At 37.6% G+C, this 20,765-nt stretch carries 19 protein-coding genes; 9 read left to right on the top strand and 10 right to left on the bottom strand.

Annotated elements, in window-relative coordinates; translation table 11 throughout:
* The first annotated feature begins 90 nt into the window (after positions 1-90).
* The 8 genes from KJB35_RS20930 (at position 91) to KJB35_RS20895 (ending at position 8,424) form a co-directional block, all read left to right on the top strand.
* Positions 91-621 (top strand): DotD/TraH family lipoprotein, encoded by a 531-nt coding sequence (locus tag KJB35_RS20930; protein WP_285469754.1) that lies wholly within the window; start codon positions 91-93, stop codon positions 619-621.
* Complete coding sequence (locus KJB35_RS20925) at positions 621-1,556, top strand: type IV secretory system conjugative DNA transfer family protein (RefSeq protein WP_285469753.1); 936 nt, start codon at positions 621-623, stop codon at positions 1,554-1,556. The genes KJB35_RS20930 and KJB35_RS20925 overlap by 1 nt, the downstream gene beginning before the upstream one ends.
* Positions 1,543-2,691 (top strand): type IV pilus twitching motility protein PilT, encoded by a 1,149-nt coding sequence (locus tag KJB35_RS20920; protein ID WP_285469752.1) that lies wholly within the window; start codon positions 1,543-1,545, stop codon positions 2,689-2,691. Before KJB35_RS20925 ends, KJB35_RS20920 begins: the two co-directional genes overlap by 14 nt.
* The gene (locus KJB35_RS20915) at positions 2,688-2,954 is read left to right on the top strand and encodes a hypothetical protein (protein ID WP_285469751.1); all 267 of its coding nucleotides are present in this window, start codon (positions 2,688-2,690) and stop codon (positions 2,952-2,954) included. Before KJB35_RS20920 ends, KJB35_RS20915 begins: the two co-directional genes overlap by 4 nt.
* Before the next feature lie 124 nt (positions 2,955-3,078).
* On the top strand, positions 3,079-4,053 hold the full coding sequence (locus KJB35_RS20910; RefSeq protein ID WP_285469750.1) for a hypothetical protein: 975 nt from the start codon (positions 3,079-3,081) through the stop codon (positions 4,051-4,053).
* Between the two features lie 11 nt (positions 4,054-4,064).
* Positions 4,065-5,732, top strand: coding sequence for a hypothetical protein (locus KJB35_RS20905; RefSeq protein ID WP_285469749.1), 1,668 nt, complete (start codon positions 4,065-4,067; stop codon positions 5,730-5,732).
* 70 nt (positions 5,733-5,802) lie between these two features.
* A complete protein-coding gene (locus KJB35_RS20900) occupies positions 5,803-7,545 on the top strand; it encodes a hypothetical protein (protein WP_285469748.1) in 1,743 nt (580 codons plus the stop codon).
* An 18-nt stretch (positions 7,546-7,563) separates the two neighbouring features.
* The gene (locus tag KJB35_RS20895) at positions 7,564-8,424 is read left to right on the top strand and encodes a hypothetical protein (protein ID WP_285469747.1); all 861 of its coding nucleotides are present in this window, start codon (positions 7,564-7,566) and stop codon (positions 8,422-8,424) included.
* 52 nt (positions 8,425-8,476) lie between these two features.
* Here KJB35_RS20895 and KJB35_RS20890 read toward each other — a convergent pair whose 3' ends face one another.
* From KJB35_RS20890 to KJB35_RS20845, 10 genes are all read right to left on the bottom strand, one after another.
* Positions 8,477-10,189 (bottom strand): DEAD/DEAH box helicase, encoded by a 1,713-nt coding sequence (locus KJB35_RS20890; protein WP_285469746.1) that lies wholly within the window; start codon positions 10,187-10,189, stop codon positions 8,477-8,479.
* A gap of 179 nt (positions 10,190-10,368) precedes the next feature.
* Positions 10,369-12,999, bottom strand: a complete 2,631-nt coding sequence (locus KJB35_RS20885) for a DNA topoisomerase (protein WP_285469745.1) — start codon at positions 12,997-12,999, stop codon at positions 10,369-10,371.
* Positions 12,999-13,538, bottom strand: a complete 540-nt coding sequence (locus KJB35_RS20880; RefSeq protein WP_285469744.1) for a hypothetical protein — start codon at positions 13,536-13,538, stop codon at positions 12,999-13,001. The genes KJB35_RS20885 and KJB35_RS20880 overlap by 1 nt, the downstream gene beginning before the upstream one ends.
* Positions 13,535-13,759 carry a hypothetical protein gene (locus KJB35_RS20875; protein ID WP_285469743.1) on the bottom strand — a complete coding sequence of 75 codons (225 nt, stop codon included), beginning with the start codon at positions 13,757-13,759 and terminating at the stop codon, positions 13,535-13,537. The genes KJB35_RS20880 and KJB35_RS20875 overlap by 4 nt, the downstream gene beginning before the upstream one ends.
* A 7-nt stretch (positions 13,760-13,766) precedes the next feature.
* Positions 13,767-14,396 carry a DotI/IcmL/TraM family protein gene (locus KJB35_RS20870; protein WP_285469742.1) on the bottom strand — a complete coding sequence of 210 codons (630 nt, stop codon included), beginning with the start codon at positions 14,394-14,396 and terminating at the stop codon, positions 13,767-13,769.
* A 293-nt stretch (positions 14,397-14,689) separates the two neighbouring features.
* Positions 14,690-16,030, bottom strand: a complete 1,341-nt coding sequence (locus KJB35_RS20865; RefSeq protein ID WP_285469741.1) for a DnaB-like helicase C-terminal domain-containing protein — start codon at positions 16,028-16,030, stop codon at positions 14,690-14,692.
* Positions 16,023-16,376: a hypothetical protein gene (locus KJB35_RS20860; RefSeq protein ID WP_285469740.1), complete on the bottom strand. Its 354-nt coding sequence runs from the start codon at positions 16,374-16,376 to the stop codon at positions 16,023-16,025. Before KJB35_RS20860 ends, KJB35_RS20865 begins: the two co-directional genes overlap by 8 nt.
* Entirely contained in the window at positions 16,376-17,176 is an 801-nt protein-coding gene (locus KJB35_RS20855) for a hypothetical protein (protein ID WP_285469739.1), read from the bottom strand. Before KJB35_RS20855 ends, KJB35_RS20860 begins: the two co-directional genes overlap by 1 nt.
* Before the next feature lie 46 nt (positions 17,177-17,222).
* Entirely contained in the window at positions 17,223-17,684 is a 462-nt protein-coding gene (locus KJB35_RS20850) for a hypothetical protein (RefSeq protein ID WP_285469738.1), read from the bottom strand.
* Positions 17,681-20,107: a type IV secretory system conjugative DNA transfer family protein gene (locus KJB35_RS20845; RefSeq protein WP_285469737.1), complete on the bottom strand. Its 2,427-nt coding sequence runs from the start codon at positions 20,105-20,107 to the stop codon at positions 17,681-17,683. Before KJB35_RS20845 ends, KJB35_RS20850 begins: the two co-directional genes overlap by 4 nt.
* A gap of 60 nt (positions 20,108-20,167) precedes the next feature.
* Between KJB35_RS20845 and KJB35_RS20840 the strand changes: the two genes are divergently transcribed.
* The gene (locus tag KJB35_RS20840; protein WP_285469736.1) at positions 20,168-20,740 is read left to right on the top strand and encodes a hypothetical protein; all 573 of its coding nucleotides are present in this window, start codon (positions 20,168-20,170) and stop codon (positions 20,738-20,740) included.
* Positions 20,741-20,765 lie beyond the last annotated feature (25 nt).

Genomic DNA, 20,765 nt, shown 5'->3' with positions numbered 1-20,765 from the left:
CAAATAATCCTTTCTAATAAAAACAGCGACATGATGTCGCTGTTTTTTGTTTGCCTATCAAAAAAAATCTTCCTATTATTAAAAGTAAAAATGAAACGGTTAATAATATTGTTGCCAGCTCTCATCCTATCTGGATGTTCTTCCTCACCTACAGATGTTGAACCAGCAGAGCTTACATTTAATCAAACCGATCTCAATGAAAGCCAAATGTCTCAGGCTTACCATGATCTTGTTGATAGTGCAGCCGCAAGTAGTGAGGCGTTACGTGAGCTATCCGCTCTTGCAAATGGTAAAGCAAGTTTAGAGATGTCACGAGAAGAGTACGACGAGTATATCTTTCAGAACAGTTATGTTCCGGCAGGCATGGAGAGAATAGTTGATTTGAAATGGACTGGGGACTTCTACCCAGTAATTGAAATGCTAGCAACCCTAAGTGGTTATACACCTGCACCTTCTGCATCAAGGCCACTAGGAAGGATCGATATTAGCATCGACACGTCAAAAGAGTCTCGTCCTTTAAATGTTATGGATGTGATACATCGCATCAATAATGTTCACAAAGATAGAATTGATATTCGTGTCCTTGAAGGACTTAAAATCATTCAAATTGACTACTTATAATGAGCGCAATAGACCTTAAAGATGTAGATACAATTAGCACTGACGCTGCTAGAGAGGTTAGTGATAATTTCTATTATGAATCTGGCACTTTCGTGTTTGATGATAGTGAAACCAGTTCTTATTTCGATGAGAACATTGGTTTTAATAAGGTCTCAAACTTCACGATGCCTGATTTATTAGAATTAAAAAACAAAGCCCTAACTAGTGAAAAAGTAGCTGAACGAAGAGATGAAAGAATAGAACGAGGTTTGAGGGCTGGGTTGGTATTTAATGAAGGTGTAAGATATGGAGCTCAGTATGGCTATGCCCATACACTAAACAGATTCAAAAACTTCACTCAGCGTGCAGATGCTGAACTTCGATCAATTTATAACTTTAATGCCCTCATGCTTGCTGATGGCAAAGTGCTTCCTCCAGTAATATCAATGACCGAAGACTACGTCAAAGTCACAGATGACACTTATGAGCATATAGATGAGCGATATGTTCCTTATGCTCAAGCTAAATTCATACGTAGAGCACCTATATATCTTGACTATTTAAGCTTACCTGAAGCTAAGGTTGATCAGCCGAATATTTATATGATTCCGTTGACGCCGAATGAACTAACTCACTGGAAAAATGGTGTTTATCAAGGCTGGATTAGAGGTAGAAAGATGGCAGACCAAGAGGTTTCGTCGAAAGTAAACCAATTACACCGTGATTTTTTCGGCATGGTTAGGTTTCATATTATGCTCAAATACGGAGCCGCTTTTAACCCCGTAACAACGACAATTAGTGAAGGAGTTACGGCAGATGAAAAAGGCATGGATGTAGGTGTTACGAAAATACAGCTCAAAAAATTAAGTACATTTAACCCTCAGTCCAAGCTCTGGAAGGCTTTGCCCAAGATAGATAAATTAGAAACTAAACATTTAGTTGATGGATTACAGTGATTTTAATTTAGGTGATCTTCATTTTCATGAAAGTGAGGACATTAGAAAAATTATTAAGTCTGCGATTGACGCTAACGCTTCAGACCTTCATATAGGCTCTAAGAGAAAACCTCTCATGGAGATAGGGCAAGTGTACTACCCAGTCGCTAGTCGAGAGCTTGACTACGAAGAAGTCTTCTCCATATCAAACTGCTTGTTCGGTAGTGACACAGCTAGAACGATCATTGAACGAGGAGACTATATAGACAGTAATTTCACTATAAAGCACAAAAGAAAGGATTTTGATACGTTTCCTCGTGAATATAGGTTTCGTCTCAACGTTTTTCCTACAACTGTTAGGGGAAATAATGTTCCAGCTATAACAATTAGGCAATTACCACCAGACCCACCGAAATGGGTGGATATGAAGTATGGCGAAGATTTATTTTCCAAATTCAGGCCGCCCAAAGGCATCGTGATTGTGTCTGGCCCGACTGGTTCGGGTAAGTCCACTTTGCTTGCATCAGGTATTCGTAGAATAGCAGAGGAATTTGAGAACGAAAAAATCGTTATGTTCGAAGACCCTATAGAGTTTGTGTATGACTCCTTTATTAACGATAAGGTGATTATTGAGCAGAGTTCTGTCGGTATTAACGTAAAAGACTTTATTACAGGTATGAGGCCGTTCCTGCGTAGGAGACCGACAATTTGTGTCGTTGGTGAGGCACGAGATGCTGAAACAATAAGAGCCTCTATATACGCGGCTCAGACAGGGCACTTGGTGTATACAACAACACATACGAACGGGGCACCTGAAACAGTTACAAGACTCTTGAACGACTTCCCAGTAAATGAGCATGAGTCTAGACTCCATAATATACTTGAGGCAGCAGAATTATTCGTTTCACAAAGACTTTTTCAGAAAGTGGGCGGAGGTGTTATTGCATTGAGAGAAGAGTTGCATTTTTCTCAGGATGTGAAGAGACATATCGAGGATGCAAACCTTTCAAACTACAGAAGGTTGTTAAGAGAGGCAACAGAGATGTATGGCAAAAGTATGGTCACTCAAGCTAAACAACTCTTTGCTGATGGCGTTATATCCGAGAAAGTATTTAAAGAAATTAAACTTGATTTCTCAAGAGGTGACAACGCATGACCCCAGAACAGGCAAAAGAAAACTTAAATGTTAATAACTATTGGGCTGAAACAGGTCTTACCGCAAAGTTTTTGTTCGTAGATGGTTTATTCGGTCTTATCCTAATGGTTGCAACACTTAACTTATTCTCGACAACAACATGGATAATTCTAGGGGTTAGCTTTGCGTTTTTTGCAATTCTGGCTAAGTTCGATTTATCCGTTAGTGAGTTTGGACATATAGTCTGGGCTGTATTATGTAAAAAAAAGTATCGCAGATATTAGACTAAGCGATCGCAAAAAAGTAACTTTAAATAAAATATTGAAAATGGAGATACGCAAATTCCGTCTTAGTCCTATTGTTATAGGAGTAGCATTATCACTGAGTACATATGGTGCTAATGCAGCTTTGACAATAATCACGGATGCAGACAGACAAGTCGTAGCCAACACAAGTGTAAAAGATCAGGTTACGCATAATTTCCTAGCACCTAGAGATCTAGCTGGATCAATCATTACAGCTAGTTTCACGGATATGCCATTAATCGTTGTGTTGTCACATATAGTCCCTAATAACTTTGAACTTGATGTTGATACTAACATTGAGGGGAAAAATATATCTTGGAATGGCTCTAAGCGCTGGGACGGAGTTCTAAGAGACTTATCTGCTGAAAACAACCTTTTAGTTCACATCACAAAGAGTCCAAACAAGGTTTCTGTTGTTAGTACAGAATCCAATGCCGAAATAACACCAGTTATTCAACCAGTTACAACAGATGTATCTGAAGTAGTGATTTGCGATACAGCTGATTGTAAATCTGGAGTAGTTGATATCGAAAAACTTGTACTTGATACGAGTTGGGCATTGGTTGAGCCTGAAGAAGAGAAACTTGTGCTTGCTGAACCTAGTGCAAATGGTCAGTCATTAACGGCAGAGCAAATTGAAGCGAAAGAAAGGGCTGAAGAAGAGTCAAGGATTGCTGAAAAGAGAGAAAAGCTGCAATTGATGCGCAAACAGTATGAAGAATCATACGTTCGTCATGGTAACGGTACTTTTGAAGAGTTTGTAAATGGTGGTGGCGCAGAATCCCTTAAGGGGCAACTAGATCCTAACAAGACATACACATACGTATTTAAGAAAGGAAGCTTGTTCACTAGCATTGAGAAATGGGCTGATGCAAATGGGTTTAAAACTCGAAATGAAATCTTAGCCGAGTATGGTAAAGACTTCACGAACATCAGTGATGTGTACCTGAAAGGTAACTTCTACTCTGTGACCAAGGCTCTACTTGATCGATACAAGGATGCAGACGAAACACCTGTTAACCATAAGTTCTACACGCAGGGGAAAGTGCTACATATTTTTGTAGGTAAATATAATTAATAACAACAATAATGAATCATAAAATACTAGGCGTTTTGCCGCCGTTGTCATTTGCTTTCTTGTCGGGGTGTTCTTCTATACATACTGACGATTACAAGGAGAACAGAGCATCTAATGTAGAAGCTTTTAAGGATATAGAATCTGCCTCTAAAGAAATGGTTAAAGAGATTAGTACTGGTGTTATTGTTGATGATTTCTTTGTTGACACTACGCCGTTTACCGTACCAAATGACCGTTCAACTGAAATACCAAGCTATCTGCCTTCAGAAATTAGGTTTGATAGTAAAATTCCATTTTCAGAGCAGTATCTAAAGGAAAGAGTGCTCGACGATTACGGGATTAAGATTGATTTTGTTCGTCTTGTTGACAAAAACCAAGACGCAAATGATATCGCATCTGAAGATAATGCAAGTATGCTTCCTCCGGTTCCTTTGCCATACGGGGAAGAGTCTGAGGAGCCAAAGCCTAAAGAGATCTGGGAAGAGAACTCAAATCCTAAAGCCGCAAAACTGTTTGGCAAATACGAAGAAGATGACAAAGATCTTTTGCCACCATTAATTTTTAATGGTCGCGTAGTCGATTTTATGGAGAAGATAGCCACTCAAACAGGTCTATCTTGGAAATATAACGAGATCGATAATGTGTTTATGTTCTATGACTTAGACACAAAACTCTTCCACGTTGTGGATAATACTGCGACCTATAACAGCAGTATTTCAATTTCAACAGAAAGTGAGGCTAGCTCAGAATCAGGTGATGATTCGGGTTCAATGGAGGCAAAAACTAAACAGTCTTCTGAGTACGGCGCTTCTGGAAATCATTGGGAAGACCTTAAACAAACTGTCTCGTCAGTGTTGACAAAAGACGGCAAAGCAACCTTTGATCAAAAGAATGGTTATATTACCGTTACTGATCGCAAATCCGTTCTGACCAAAGTAACATCGTTGATTGACACTATGAACGCTGCTAATGAAACTGTAGTTTTCATGGATGTTACTTACGTAAAAGTTAAGTTGGACAAAAATCATGAGATAAGTACAACGTTATCTGCTGATAAATTCTTAAGCAAAGTCTTCAGTAATATAAATGGTGGCTATGTGACTAATAAGTCACTTGGTGCTATGGATCATGTATTGAGTGCAAGTTTTTCAAAAGCAGGCATTGATGCAGTTATCGGTGCAATGGGCAGATACGGCACGATTTCCACTAAGTATGAAATGCCAGTTGCAACCTTAAATAACACCGAGATACCATTTCAGACTGTAGTTGAGCAGAAGTACATTTCAAAGATCGAGAAAACTAGCGATGATAGCGGCGACGATAGTTGGAGTACTGAAACGGAATACAATAAGACTGGTCTGACATCGCTATTCACACCAAGAGTATTCAAGGATAAAGTGCTCATTCAAGGTAGAATCTCGATCTCTGAAAATATTGAGATGCTAGATCATACAGAAACTGGAATTACTTTACCTACGAACGCGAGTGAAACTCATAGAATTAACACCATTATTCCTAATGGAAGCACTAAGATAGTATCGATCCAAAAGATTGAGAAAGCTAAGAGTAGTGCAGGTGGTTTATTCGGCGAGCACTCACTTCTCTTTGGGGGCGATGAAAGCGCTAAAAGCACTCAAGAAATCGCTATGGTGATGGTTACGCCTTATATTCTCAAGTAGTCAGAATATAAAATTTACTAAACGGAGGGTATCAAACCCTCCGTTTTTATTTCTATACTAAAAAGAAAACATGATCTACAAGTTAATAGGCAATAACACCATTGAGATTGAGAGTGGTAAGCAATTTGCCATTGGTCTTAAGTGGTTGGAGCCTGTACTTGCTGGTAATCAGTTTGCCAGTAAAGTTAGGCTAAGCCAGAAACTGACAGAAGCCAAGATTGATGCTGGTGTTGAATTCACTACTACAAATAAAGTAATTCAAGCCGCCGGAGTTGCTCAGGATGAGCAAAAGAACAAGTATTCTTTAGCTTCATATGTTGCTCATGTGCTCTCACCAGACACCCTAGTTTTTACACGTATTGAAGCTGATACATTCTGGGTTCTGATGCGCAATGAAGATGGTTCGATTGAGACTACCTCTGATAAAATCATGGATAGCGCCGACTTAGAGCAATATATCCGAGAACGTCTTAGGTTGTCTGTGAGTGAAAATGAGCTACGCATCATTAATATAGGTATTGACTATCAGTCAGATGACTTAAGTCTGATGGATAAGATTGAATACAAACCTGACCTAATTGACTTTGAAGATAAGGAGCTTCTGAAAAAGTCTCTAATTGGTTCGTTAAATACAAACTTTAACCAAAAACTAATAGCAGGTGTTGGACTGCTATTCGCTGGTATCGTAGGCGCTGGCTACTACTACATTACAACTGAACTACCTGAAATCGAGCAGATTCAAAACGGGTATTACAGCGGTTCATTTAACTCTAAGTACTCATCAGTCAACCGAGACTACAATGCAATTATGAATGCAAATAGAACAGGGGCGATGAATAAAGAACTTTTTGTAAGGGAAGCACAAAAGCAGTATAACGAATTTATCCTGTCTTACCCTGAAGATAGTCTAAAGCCATTTAGAGTTTTACAAAGCATTAAGGAGAATCTTCCTAGATATTCTGATGGCTGGTTTAAGTCAAAGATTGCCTATACTGATGGTAAATTCTACGTAAGTTACGAGCGACTAGGTGTTTGGCCTTCGAGCGCTGACTTTCTAACGTTAGATAAATCCCTAACAAGTATTTCTATCGAAGGAGGTGTCGAGGTTCGCCCCTTAAGGATACTTAATGATGGGAATATGAGGCTTTACGAATACTACCTTCCCAAAGAGTATTCTGATGCCTACCTTCAGTTTACGCAGGAAGAAAGACGGGTTTTAGACCAAAAATCAGAAATAGTTGCAAAAATTTCAGAAGAAAAGCGCCAATTAGACGCGATTAAAAACTCAATATTAGAAACACAAAATTCAGTATATAACCTCAACTTGCTTGACAAAAAAGATCCATTGATTGCCCAGAACATCATTAGTTCCATTACACAAGAAGTAAAAAAATCAAAGGAACCGATTAAAGCTATAAAGGACATGGTTTCTCAATATGAAGAAATTGGTGAAGTACCAGTTCCTACCCATAATGAAACATTGCTGAAAGAAAATGGTATTGAAGATCTGATTTACCCAATGATGCAAAGGATGCCTTTCTTAGAGAGAGGGCAGCCCCAAGAAGATGATGGTTTTCCGCAGGGTATTGAAGACAGGTTTTTTGGAGATAAAACTTACATATCCAAGAACATAGTGAAAGTTAAGTTCAATCTACCTCTGACAGAGATCAATAGGGCTAAAACACTCTTGTCGAAAGACTATGTCTTTCTAAGCGATGTTATTGTGGCTCTTCCTTTAGAAGGAAAGGAAGAAATCACCTTCAATATCTTTACGCATGAACTAAACAGAGATTACGCATTTCTGAATAAATAAATTAAAGTTAGAATAAAAATGAAAGTAAGAAATTTCCTAATCCCTCTGATTGCTCTTTCTACTCCGATGGCTTTTGCTGAAGTGTTAGATAACAAGTCCTACTCGTCTGAATTAGATAAAATAAGGGGTGAAACTGACATTTGGGCTTCTAAAGCTAATCTTGAAAGTACAAAGAAAACAGCTTTAACTGACACCATTGAAAATATGAACCTTGAAGAGATGGTAAGGGAGCGAGAGAGCTCAAGAACATCAGGTTCAAAAAATGACGGTAGTAACCCAATCAGTCAGCATGACTTCTATAACTATGCGATGAAAGCCGAGTTTTACAGCAAGCAGGATGACAACGAGTCAGAGCAAGAAGGTATTCTGGATATCAATGGCGTCCCAGTTGAAGATACCAAAGTCGAGAATGAAAGCTCTAAAGCATATGATGAATTAAAAAAGCAGCAGGAATCTTTCTTTAAGCAAGTTCAGGAGTATCTTTCTGACTATTCAGAATCACAGCATGAAGCTAACACAGAGGCTTCAGAGTATGTAGATGAGGCAATGACTGTGGAAACGCAAAACATTAACTCAGAAAGCATACAGGCAACATCTGGAAAGGAGGTGGCACCTAAAGCATTTGAGTATGATACAAGCGCAACTTTTGATAACTTCAGTGCAAAAATTGCTAGTAGAACGAAGAGGACTATAGAAATTGCTTTTGCAATTGGTGTTGCGGGTTCTAAACCAGCATACTTAATGGAAACAATCACTCCTAAAACTAAAGATTTTGACCTTCATTTCTTTGGTATCAAAACAATACCTGTAAAGGTTCTGTCTGTAGATGATGGTTCAGTTACTCTAGAGATTGATGGCAAAAAGATTTTAGCTAAATAAATCTACTTCCAAAAAAAAATAGGCGCTCAACACGCCTATTTTTCATACCAAGCTAAGCAGCTATATCTTCGCGACTCTCAATAATCTCAGTGACAATAGTTTTAATAATGTCGTCGTCACTAAGTTCATCTGATGTCTGTTCAAAGCTACTGCCTAGCGCACCATCCAAAGCAAACTGCTCAACTGCACTCTTGGTTTCAAGCATACGCCACAAATATGCATCAAAAGCGTTGTTTCCAAGCAAGTAAACAACATTAACTTCATCTGATTGACTAATTCGGTGTGCGCGGTCTTCAGCTTGTGTTGCGATGCCGGGTGTCCAAGGGAGCTGAGCCATTAATACAGTGCTCGCCTTAGTCAGTGTTAGACCTGTACTTGCAGCACCTAATGTTAGTAATGCTAGTGTAGTTTCCTCATCGTTCTGAAACTGCTCTTGGAACTCAAAGCGCTTGGCTGGTGGCACAGAGCCGTCGATCACGATAGCTTTCTTATTTGGTTGTTTGATAGCAAATTGCTTTGATATCTCTTTCAAAAGTGATTGGTTGTGCACAAAAACAATAAACTTGTTATCAGGTTCTGCTTCCCACTTATCCTCTAAGAAACTGACTATTTCAGGAAGTTTAGCTAAACCTGCCTTTTCATACCCTGTTAGGATCGAGCCTGTAGGTGAGTCCGCTAGGTAAGATTTAACGGTAGCTGTAAGCTTATTAATATCATTTATACCACGATCCAAGAGTGAGTATACTTGCTCACTGACCTCTAGAATGAAGGTATCGAGCTCTTTGTCATCTTTTGTCGCATTGAGGTATATGCTATGTCTATTTTTCTTCGGTAATTGATCAAGCACAACACTCTTTAGACGCCTTACCATAAAGCCGCTTCTAAGTTTTTCTTGAAGTTCGCCTAAGTTTGATGCCCCATCATTATAGTATACAGATTTAGTATCAAACTTCTGCATGTGACCTTCAGAATACCTATCTGTAAATCTTTTATAATCAGGCCACGATATCGGGCATATACCATTTAGAGCTGGGAATATTTCACGTGTTCTGTTTAAAATTGGGGTGCCAGTGATTGGCATATATCTTTTAGCAAGGTTGCCAAGCTCTATTGCTGCAACACCTCTTTGACTCTCTGGGTTCTTAATCGCATGTGCCTCGTCAATGATGAGAACGCCACGTGTATTAAGATACTCAACAACATTGTCAAAATTTGCATGAAGTTGATGGTAACTACCAATTGTAATCAATCCGCGTGGCTTAGAGTTCTTGGCGTTATCAATGATGTGTATATCTTCTTCTGAAAGCCAGTCTAAAGTTAATAAAAACTCTTTTTTCCAGTTGAAAGTTAAGCTAGCAGGAGCAGCAACGAACACAGGCCAATCTTGACGAAATAATGCTGAGATAATAATAGCTTGGATAGTTTTGCCCAGTCCGGGTTGATCACCGAGTATCAGCCTTCCGCCTGCAATGCTGTAGCCATAGTAGATACCAGCCACTTGAAACGGGAACGGTTCTCTTAATAACCCCAAGTGTTCAAGGCTAAAATCTTCTGGCGCTGATGACGCATACGATGGGTGGTCTTGCCACTTTAAATGTTCGGCTTTAATTTCATCTTCACTGTAACCATCGCGTGTTACGCCAAGAATCTTTTGGCAATCTTCACTCAGATCGACAAGCAGACCTTCCTTTTTAACAATGTTTAGTAACTCGGTAAGCTTATAGGTAGGGGCAAACCAAATTCGACTCTCTTGATCAAACTGCATAGAGAGTGGTTTTAAACATTCGTTTTTATAAAGATTGAATCGGTATTGGACATTTAACAGTCCTTTACGTATCGATACTCGTATTTTTGACATGCTATATAAGTACTTGATGTTATTTCGTACATATTAGCAAATAAGATGGCGATGGTACACTAGTGAAGTGCCCATCGCCTTTGACTTTACTTGGTTTCAGCAGGCTTTCCGTTGTCGTCTTGAGCTCTAAACTCACACTTTAACTTCCCTTTCTTGTTCCAGTTTGAACAACTCCAGAAGTCACCATATTGACCTTCTCTTTTATATATCGTTCCTGATTTACACGAAGGGCAAGGAAGCCCTTTTAGTTTTTCTTGAACAGAGAATCCGCTATCATTCTTAATGATCTTGGCGGAACACCCACTACCATCTTTTGTCCAGTTACTACACGTGTAAAATTCTCCGTGTTTGCCTTCTCTTTTCTGAATATTGCCTGACTTACAAGCTGGGCATTTTTCGTTCAAAGTTTCATAATTTGGCTTAAAAGCTTCTGGTTTATTGTCGTTGTCGTTTAACAAATTGCCACAAGACTCCTTATCTTCACATATCCAAAAGAACTTCTGGTGTTTCTTTGAGAAGATTTTTGTTAATGCTTTCTGACATTTAGGGCACTTATGAACTGTGAAATCTGGTTTGCCATCAAAATCATTAGCACGTTTTTTACATCCAGTGCAGTACCAAGTAAACAGCCCAGCTTTTGAGTCTTTAATAGGGTATCTTGTTAGTGTTTTTGTATTGCAATCTGAGCAGTCAATTTTTTCAAAAGTAACTCTCTTTTCAGGTTGACCAAAATTGTCAGTAGCAATCTCTCCACAGTGAATGCAAGTCCAAAAGAAACCATTTTTATTTGATTTTCTTCTTACGGTTAGACCTTCCTTACAATATGGACAAGGTTCTGATGGTAGTAGGGGTTCTGGTAAAGCTGATTTGCCGTCTTGAATGTCTTTTACCATTTGCCTTACAAGTTGCTTGTAATCACCAACAACATTATCGTAAGTATCTTCGCCAGACTCTATGGAAACTAGCTTATAGTCAAGTTTAGCGGTTGTATCGGCATCTAAGAGGAATGAAGGGGCAATTTGAGCCATCAACATACCTTTTTTTGTAAGTTCGTACTTTTTCTTTTTGACGGTAATAAACCTGTTAGTGATTAACTGATCTATGATGTTTGCAGTTGTAGCTACAGTGCCAATTCCCTTATCTCTATCTTTTAAGTTTTTAGCTAATACCTCGTCAGTCACAAGTTTGTAAGCAGACACAAGTGTTGTTAGTAGCATGACCTCAGTAAAAGGTTTTGGTGCAGAGGTCTTGCTAGTTTGCGTTTTAAACGAACCAGCGATGATATCTCCACTGTTCAAAACAGGTAGAGTTGTCGAATCTGAGTTATCATCCTCACTACCAGAATTGCTCTCAAGTTCTTTCCAGCCCAAAGATACAGGGACGTTACCAGATGCCTTGAATTTATTCCCGTTACAATCAGACTCAATAATTGTAGAGTCATATTCATAATCATCCATAAACTGAATAATGTATCGATTGGCTATTATTTCATAAACCTGAAGGTACTTAGGAGGTAAGTCGTCTTTAGGTTTTATGGCAGTAGGAATAATTGCATGGTGATTTTCTATCTTGGAATCATTCCAAGCTCGGCTTATTTTGGTGCAATCTGTCTTTATGTTTTCGGGGATTGAAAGCCTTTCTCGACAAACTTGTAAAATCTTTTTAGCCTCTCCATGCTGACTCTTTGGCATATACTTACAATCAGAACGAGGGTAGGTCACATACTTTGCATCGTACAATTTTTGAACCATTGCTAGCGTTTCTGCACCAGAAATTCCAAGTCGACGTGAACATTCAATTTGTAAATCAGTAAGGCTAAACCCTAGTTTAGGTGCTGACTTCTTGCGCTCTTTTTTACAAGATTGAACTACCATATCATGGCCGTTGCAATTAAGAATTACTTGATCAATAACCTCTTTAGCTTTCTCGGGTGTATATGTGGGTAAAGATGTATCAAAAAGTTCAGAGTTAGAACCTTTCTGCCACTTGAGTGTGTAACTTGGAGTTTCATTGGCTTCAAACTCAAGCATATATGTATTTTGAGGCTTGAAGTTTTTAATCGCAATGTGTCGATTATAAAGAAGCCCAACAATAAATGTTTGCACACGCCCAGCATTTAGCGGCGAGTCGATCATGCTCCTATTGAAGGTAGTAAGCGCACGAGTGATATTAATTCCTACAGTCCAGTCAATATCACGTCTTGCCATCCCGCCCATGTACAGAGGCCAGCTTTCACTAGCAGGCTTTTTGTTACTGATAGCTGCATTTATAGTTGCAGCGTCAAGCGCGGTTGGTAATACTCTAGTACGCTTCCCTTTGTAGTTTATGAACTCAAGAACCTCAACTCCTAATAACTCTCCTTCAGCATCAGGGTCAGTAGCAATACAGACTTCATCTGTTTGGCTTACAAGTCTTTTGATTAGGTCTAGTTGGTCTCGTCTATATTTGTTGTCTATTTTCTGTCTTGGACGGTCAATAGGGGGTCTCATAAGGAATTTATCTGGGATAATAGGTAGATCCTTAAGAGTCCATTTTAAGAACTTTTCGTCATAACTTTCTGCATCAACAAGTTCTAAAATGTGTCCAAAAAGCCAAGTTACAACGACCTCGCCATCTGATGTTTGAAGGCAGTTTCCTTTCGGGGTTTTAGCTCCTATCGCTGCTGCTATAGCTTTACCCACAGACGGCTTTTCAGCTATATATAAAATTTTACTCATTACTGTAATTGTTGTTTTAGCTTTTGTGCCTCTATGTAATATTCAACACTATCTATATTTTCTCTGCCCAGTTCTTGAAGCGTAAGAACAAGCTCTAAGCTAGATTTAATATGCTCAGAGTTGTGAAGGTCTCTAAAAACAGAACAAGCTCTTGTAGGAGAGTTGAGATAGTCTCTATAGACTAAACCTACATAATAACCACCATCCCTATTTCCCTTTTCATATTCATAGGAAAAGGCTTTTAGAGCCTGTGAGCCTTGTTTAGATATACTTTTGGGGTTATTTTTTATCATTTCTAAATGCCTAACCCCTAGAGAGATTATTTCATGAGATTTTAGCCCATCTAGATGAACAATTTCTTCTATAGCGTCCGGAGTGAAAAATGAGTTAATTGCATGTTTAATATCATTTAAGCGATGAAGGTCGATATTAATTAGAGACTCTTGGGACTGGGAGGCGCAACTTACCAAATCGTTCCTGATTCTCTGCATTTCCTCTCTATTTCTTTTAAGGTCATCAATTAAATGTTTGTTGCTCATAACTTGATACCACTAATTTTATGTTCCGATTTGTTCTCATTTTTTTCAGAAATACTTGCATTGAGTTTCGGTGATGTTTCAATCACCTTTTTTGCAATGGATATAATCTGACATTCTTCATTAATCAAAGCTAATTCATTAATGAGAAGATTCTTTTCCTCATCAGACATGTATTCAAAATTAGCAATAGCTCTATTGATAGAGTTTTCTAAATCCTTCATATTGTTCTTACTTTATTTCTTTAAGTGTAACTGAGTGAATGATTAATCCTTCAGGGTTCACTTCTTCTGATTCTCTTACAACAATCGCAGAAACTTCATATATTCCTGCACGTAAGGCGTTGCCTTGATAATAGACCATCAATGCGGCTTTGGTTTTCATCATCCAACCAAGGCGATCGCCCATTTGGCCTTGTTCCAGTTCTATTTCATTGCCTATTACCGACTCAACAATTCCAAATCTATTTCTTACAAGAACAGCAAAATTACTTGAGTTTATAAACGAATCTACACTTGCAAGAGCATCTGGTGAGAAAATCCTTGTCAGACTATTGGGGTGTCGTTCCATATTTCTGTGGTTGTAATTGAATGTTTTTGAAATGACATCCACATACCACTGTTTTAATTCCTTATCTGTTTTATTTGGAACGGTTAATTCAGATTTTTGAAAAAGGGAACCATCTTCTTGGAGTTGTATAATTTGTGGAGGTACAGAATATGTAACAGCAAAAAGAAGCAAACATAACGCCCCCACGAGAGATATTACAGAAAGAATAAAATTTAAAGTCGCATTGCGTGTTTTTTCTTTAAAGTGCTTTTTATTTGACTCGATGGTATCTAATACAGCTTCCTTTTTCATTTTTCACTTATTTTATGTTCAATTACTCTTCCATCATTTGTAAAAAGAAATACATCTTTATCTTTGCGTACCTCGTTAACGATAAAGAAGCTAGATATGCCGAGCAAAAAGATGCTTACGAGATTTATGCATGATGTTAAACCATATATCTTATCAACAACTTTTTTTGCATTATTTGTAGTGTCGACGTTTCTAACTTTTCGATTTAAAAGTAAAGTGCGCATTTTATTAAAAAGATAGAAAAATCCTACTAAATATAAAAGCCCAACCAAACTTTATTAGTTGGGCATATGCTAAGCAGCCTGATTAACTAGGTAATCATCAATCTCATCATTTGAAGCATCTCTAAAATTGACAATACTAGGTTGGAACACCATTAAAGCTGTACCGATAGATCCATGCCTGTGTTTTGCTACAATGGCTTCAATAATACAATCAAAGTTTGCGTCATCTGTTCCCATAGAATCTTTATGAAGCAAGATGATAATATCTGCTTCTTGTTCAATATCGCCAGAAGCTTTGATATCAGCCATAGTCGGAGGTCTATTATCCTTTTGTGATTCACGGTTAATCTGAGCTAAAGCAACAACACATATCCCAAATTCTTTAGCAGCCTCTTTTAGTCGCTTCGTTATATAACCATACTCTTCAGCCTTATTGTTATGCCTGCGGTCAGAGTTGAGGCGTTGTATATAATCTATGAAAACAACATTCACGCCATGTATATGAACCCATTCTGTTATACGTTCATAGATCTCTCCGATATCAATACCACCTTTATCTTCAGGATAAATCCGTCTTCCTTTGAATTTAGAAGCTGATATGCAAGCTTCCGAAAACTCATGTTCACTCATCAGTTCTGGTGACCTTAGCTTCTTTGAGTCAATTCCAGTATCTGTAGCTATCAACCTCTTGTTTAATTGGTCGTTAGACATTTCTGATGAAATAAAACCATACGAAGCTTCTTCTTGATGAAAGATCGTGTTGACCCCGAAGGCCGTTTTACCAACTGAAGGTCGAGCAGCTACAACTATAAGATCTGTGGGGTACATGCCACCGATGAGCTTGTTTAAACCATTAATATGAAATGGGAAAGATTTTCGTTTATGCCCATTCTTTCTAGCTTCAGACATTCCGTTAATGGTTTCATCCATAGACTGCCCAATAGAAATGATAGGGGTCTTTTTCCGAAGAATATTTTTTGTCTCGGTAATGCTTTCTGCTACACAGCATACCTCTTCGAGATTCTCACCCCTTCGTGCTCTTTCTGAAATATTTTCACCAAGTCTTATTACGTTCTCTCTTGCGCTAATTAGATATAAGTGCTCTCGAACAGAACGAAAGTCGTCTAAGGTACAGTCTTTTTCTAAGCAGATCTCTTCGATTGTCTCCAGTGTTTCTGGAGAAACATTGTCACCCACCGAGGCTTTTAGGTGATTTTTTATAACGCTTAGAGACAACGCGTCCCCTCTTTTGGCCGATGCTGTTATGAAATTATATATTCGTCTTACTAACTCTAGCTTTAGATGTGATAAATCAAAATCTTGTACAAACGTCGGTTCGTTGATTATGTGATTTGCAATAGCAAGTTCAGTATATTTTCTATCTGCTTTTATCGAATAAGCTTTACTCATTTCGTACTATTTTTAGTTTATTTATTCTGCCGTTGCTTTGAGTAACACTTAAGCACATCGAGCGAAATTCTAATGGGGATGGGATGAATTGAGTTTTACCTTCATGGCACATCTTGTTGACGGCCATTGCTGCTTGTCTTGGGCTAATACCAACCAAATGTGCAATCCATTCCTTTTTGTGATTTTTATTAGATCGAATTGACATCCATCTATCTCCATAAAGCGAACAAAAATACGGTTCAAGTTCTTCAGAGTAGAACTTATTTGCTATGTTAATTAGTTCATTTTTTGGTGTTTTATGCGGTTTGCAAAATTCATCAATTAAGCAATTCTTGAAACTACTCATTACAATAAATCCTCAAGACTCAATTCTTCGGTTTGAATATGCATGTCATTAACTGTCAAATCCTCTAGTGTGATAGGGGTATCGGATACAAACTCGTCCCCATCTAAACGATTTTTAAGTTTGGTAATACCACTCAGATCTTCTAGTTGTAAGAGATAGTCTTTACCATCAACTGATCGTTGTATTAACTCCTCAATACGCTGTCTTGTTAAAAATAATGTTGGAATATCACAATAATTCTTGCTCAACTTCCTGCCGTATTTATCATAACCAACATGGTAAAGGGAGGTTCGGGCACCTGTACAAACTAACTTAACCTCTTCAAGAGATTTCAAATCACCATTCTTAAAAGCACGAAACATGGCTTCAAGTCTGCCTCCTTTCGAGAATTTATTTGCTTTTGAGGATGTTAGAGAGGGAGTTCGTTTAAATAGGTTTTTATCATTACCTATTTGCTCAAGCCATATCTCAAATCCCTGTTTTGCTAGTTTTAGGTTTTGGTCTTCGTTGGGAGGTTGATAAGCATCTTTCCCTTTAAAAGTTACACTACATCTGTTTGCAATGAGGGAATATGTGCATCGCTTAGTTTTAATAACTTTAAGAGAGTTGTTGATGTTCAAGTTTGTTAGTTCAAAAGCATCTAAATCAGAGATCTTTCTATCAGCCCCATCAATTTTTTTTCGAATGTCTAGAACTTCATCAGGAAAGCTAAGCATCTTGATAATTAGCCTTATGTTGAAGTGCGAGACTTCATTTGCAAGAGCAACCTTGACAGTATTTAATATAAACTGGCTATTCATTTTTATACTCGTTCCTTTATATCAAATTTAGAATATAAAAATGGGACTATACAGTCCCAATTAATAAATCATTATTGATAAATATTTCCATTGGAATGGGTTCTTTAGACTCATATTCATGAAGTACTTCGTTGAATAAATGAGCAGAGAACTCTTTAAACATTTCATTTTTATAAATAGGTTGTATTACTCTAAGCGTTGTTTTAATACATTGCTCTAGAAGTCCTATTGGCATCTCAAAAGAGCTCAAATTTATATCCCCCTCTAACTCTAATCCGAATGGAGCTTCAAGACACTTTTTTATTGCTCCATCGACAGTAATTAGAACTTCACCTGTTGCGCGAAAATATAAGGCGTTTGTAATTGCAATAAACGCAGGCAGGAACAATGCCTCTGAATAGAAGATTTCAGGGTATATATCACAACCTTCTATTTTTAATTCACTTTCCATACCTAGATCTGTATGTGCCGTCACCACTAAGTTTACGAGCTTGTTGCTATTGGTCATTCTAGTTCACCAGATGTCATAGTTAGTTTTTTCAATTTCTCCTCAATTGATGAAGCTGCATTGGAGATATTAACCTCATTTGTTTCTTTAAGTTTTTGATACTCTTCATGCTTCTCATTAGAATCGATTATTACCTGTTGACTAGCAACGTCTGAGATAATGTCTTGATTGCCAATATCAAAATACAATCCTTTAATATCAAGGTGTCCATTTTGCTCCCAATTATTCAATATGCTTTCTGAGTTGCTTTTTATATTTTCAGTAATCTCATCAACTTCCAAACCAATGTTCATAAGAGGGTTCTTGTCCCAGTCTGTGTAGTTTACGATTTTCTTACTATTTGAGAGAACTTTTTCTTTTATTGCATCTAATCCAACTTTTGGCTTGGTAATTGTTGCTCTTGGTTTTTCAGTAATAGCCGAAGTTTCTTCAAAAGTTGTTTTGTTGCTATATTCTTCATTTTCATCAAGACTTCGATTTAAATGCTCCTCTAGTTCTCTGATTCTTACAACGAGCATATTATTGATTATATCAATCTTGTTCTTAGTGGCTGCTAATGTGAAAAATGCCTTTTTAAGAGTGTCTTCTTCTTCAATATGAGAAATCATGCTTGATATTGTAGAATCCTGCTCGGCCTTTTTCTTTTTCCAGCTTGTTGCTGTTTCATTGCCAGTGTTCTTAAATGCTGATTTATAGTTAAATATAGCTGTTTTTACTTTTCTAACTTGATCTGCATTAGGTGGCTTAATCTCGACAAAACTATTAACTCTTAACTCTTTAAGTTGTTTTGGATTAGCATAAAAACTTTTTCCACGCGCTAAATTGTCCATGTTGATTATGTGGTATTGTCCGGGGTACTGATCTTTCAAGTCACGCGGCTCAATCCTATTGGCTTTTTCAAAAGTTAAGTCCTTCTTTGCAATATAATTAGTTCCGAATAATCCCTTTTCTCTCTCGTAACCAGTTTCAGCCACTCTAATACCTTCACCTGCACCTTTGATGAATATGTCCGCAGTTTCTCCGGGGTCTTCAAGAGTCATACAAATTTTAATTGCACAGTTAGCTTTAATACTCGCAGCTTCTTCCTCACTTCCTTTTTTAAAGGCTTGATAGTCCTGTCCTGCAAATGTTAATGAAAATCCAATACCACGTGCTTGAGCTGGCATTACTGCGGCACCTTCAACAGAGTAATAACCATATTCATCAAATACGCATTGATAAGTTCGACCATTAGTTGGTTTAGCATCTAGAGTATATTCGGTAAGACCTTCAAGCTCCGCGCCTAATGCACCTGCCATCATACTTTTCACTGACGAAATAATGATTTTGCCTAAGTTACTTAAATTTGAGGGGGATTTTTCTAATGCAGGAAGGAGGCATATTAAGTTTCTTCTCCTAAGAACAACATCATTAAATTCGACCGATGCTAACTGTGTTTTCATAACATGACCGTAGGTATCAGCAAGCATCCCAAAACACGGTTGGAATTGCATAACTACGTATCCGTTCTGTTCATATACAGTAGATTCTTGTTCGCTTTTTCCTTCTTGATATCCCGGAAGGTTTGAAACGTAATTAATTAAGCCTTCTCTGTATGATTCTTTTATTCTAGTATCTTTTGATAACGCAACAATTTGCTCTAAAGTGAAGTATTGTCTGATTGCATTTACATCTAATAACAGGTGTCCATTATCTCTAAGGGCGCATAATGCTTTAATTAACGCCCCCATAAATACAGACGCTCTATCTTTCCAAATTCCATCTGAGCTACCGCCACTAGGTAATAATGACGTTATTAATTCCGATAATGCGTCAGCAGTTGCATTAGCAAATGGATTTAATGTGTTCGATAGTTTTTTCTCTCTTCTAACGTCAGTTCTCGTTGTTCCAACCATATAGTTGATAACTAACAGGTCATCTTCACGTCCAAACCTTCTGCATAGAGAAAATAATTTAGAGAACAATCCGGTGTCAGCTTTTCCATCCACATAGCAAAATGCTGAGTTTTGAGCTAGGCTATTTGCCACAATTCCTATTAGTGATTCTGATTTACCAGAACCTGTTGTTCCGAATATTAGAATATGGCGTCTTGCTTCAGAGTCACTAAACCAAATTTCTTTGTTTGTGTTTAATTCATTACCGAAAAAGAAGAATCCTTTCCCTTTTTTCTCATCGTAATACGGTTTTTCAAATGGTACAGTAATCTTTCTTCCTGCAAATAAATATGACACAGGAAGAGCTGTCAATAGAATAGTGTCTGCATGAGCTTGTAGCAATGGCGTCATACATGCGATGGCAGATGCTACCGGAATTAATACAGCCTTATCCTTGTTAAACTTGGAATAGAACTTTTCGAACCCGCTCCTAATATCTCTATCTGTTCTAGTATTTTCGGTAAGACCTAATACCTTTTTTTCTGACATTTTTTAGTTAGCTTAATACAAACTTTATTTTTGCTCAAAAAGATTCCATATTTAGAGAAAATGATTAAGTTACATTCAGGTCTAGTTATATTATCTATTGTCATTACTTTTTGTGTGTCAGGAACTTTGCTTTCACGCGATAGTGTTAATCCAGACGTTTTTGTGCAGAGCTTCAATAATGACCTTAAAAAGGCTCCTGTGACTTACGAACCTTATCTAGATCCAAATGCCTTGGGTAGAAACCTAAAGGATAATTTAAATATGTTTCTTTCATATTCAATTTCGTCACCTAGAACTCATATAAACAACTCATTAACTTATTTTTCTCCTGATTATCAGAGTTATATTTATTCATATATGACAACTGCAATTGGAAATCTAAAACTTCAAAATGTTCGTGTCGTAGACTTTATTGTCACTAAAGACCCTGTTTTTATAGGTAGTGAGGTTGGTCTAGATAGCAACTGGACATACTTTGTAGAAGGCTACTTTTCATATCAAGGCATTTTCAGTAAGAAAAAGAGTATATCTGAGCATGTTTCTTTGTTTATCAAGATAAAGAAAGATGAACCAACTTCTAAAAATCCGTTAGGTGTGGGTATTTACAACATTGTTGGTCTACCAAACTTTTAAACTTGCCTCTCATTTTCTATAGTCA

It is taken from the genome of Vibrio sp. D431a (assembly GCF_030248655.1).
Classification (GTDB): Bacteria; Pseudomonadota; Gammaproteobacteria; order Enterobacterales; family Vibrionaceae; genus Vibrio; species Vibrio alginolyticus.
The sequence above is the reverse complement of the archived record's forward strand: the minus strand, read 5'-3'. Positions and strand labels throughout refer to the sequence as shown.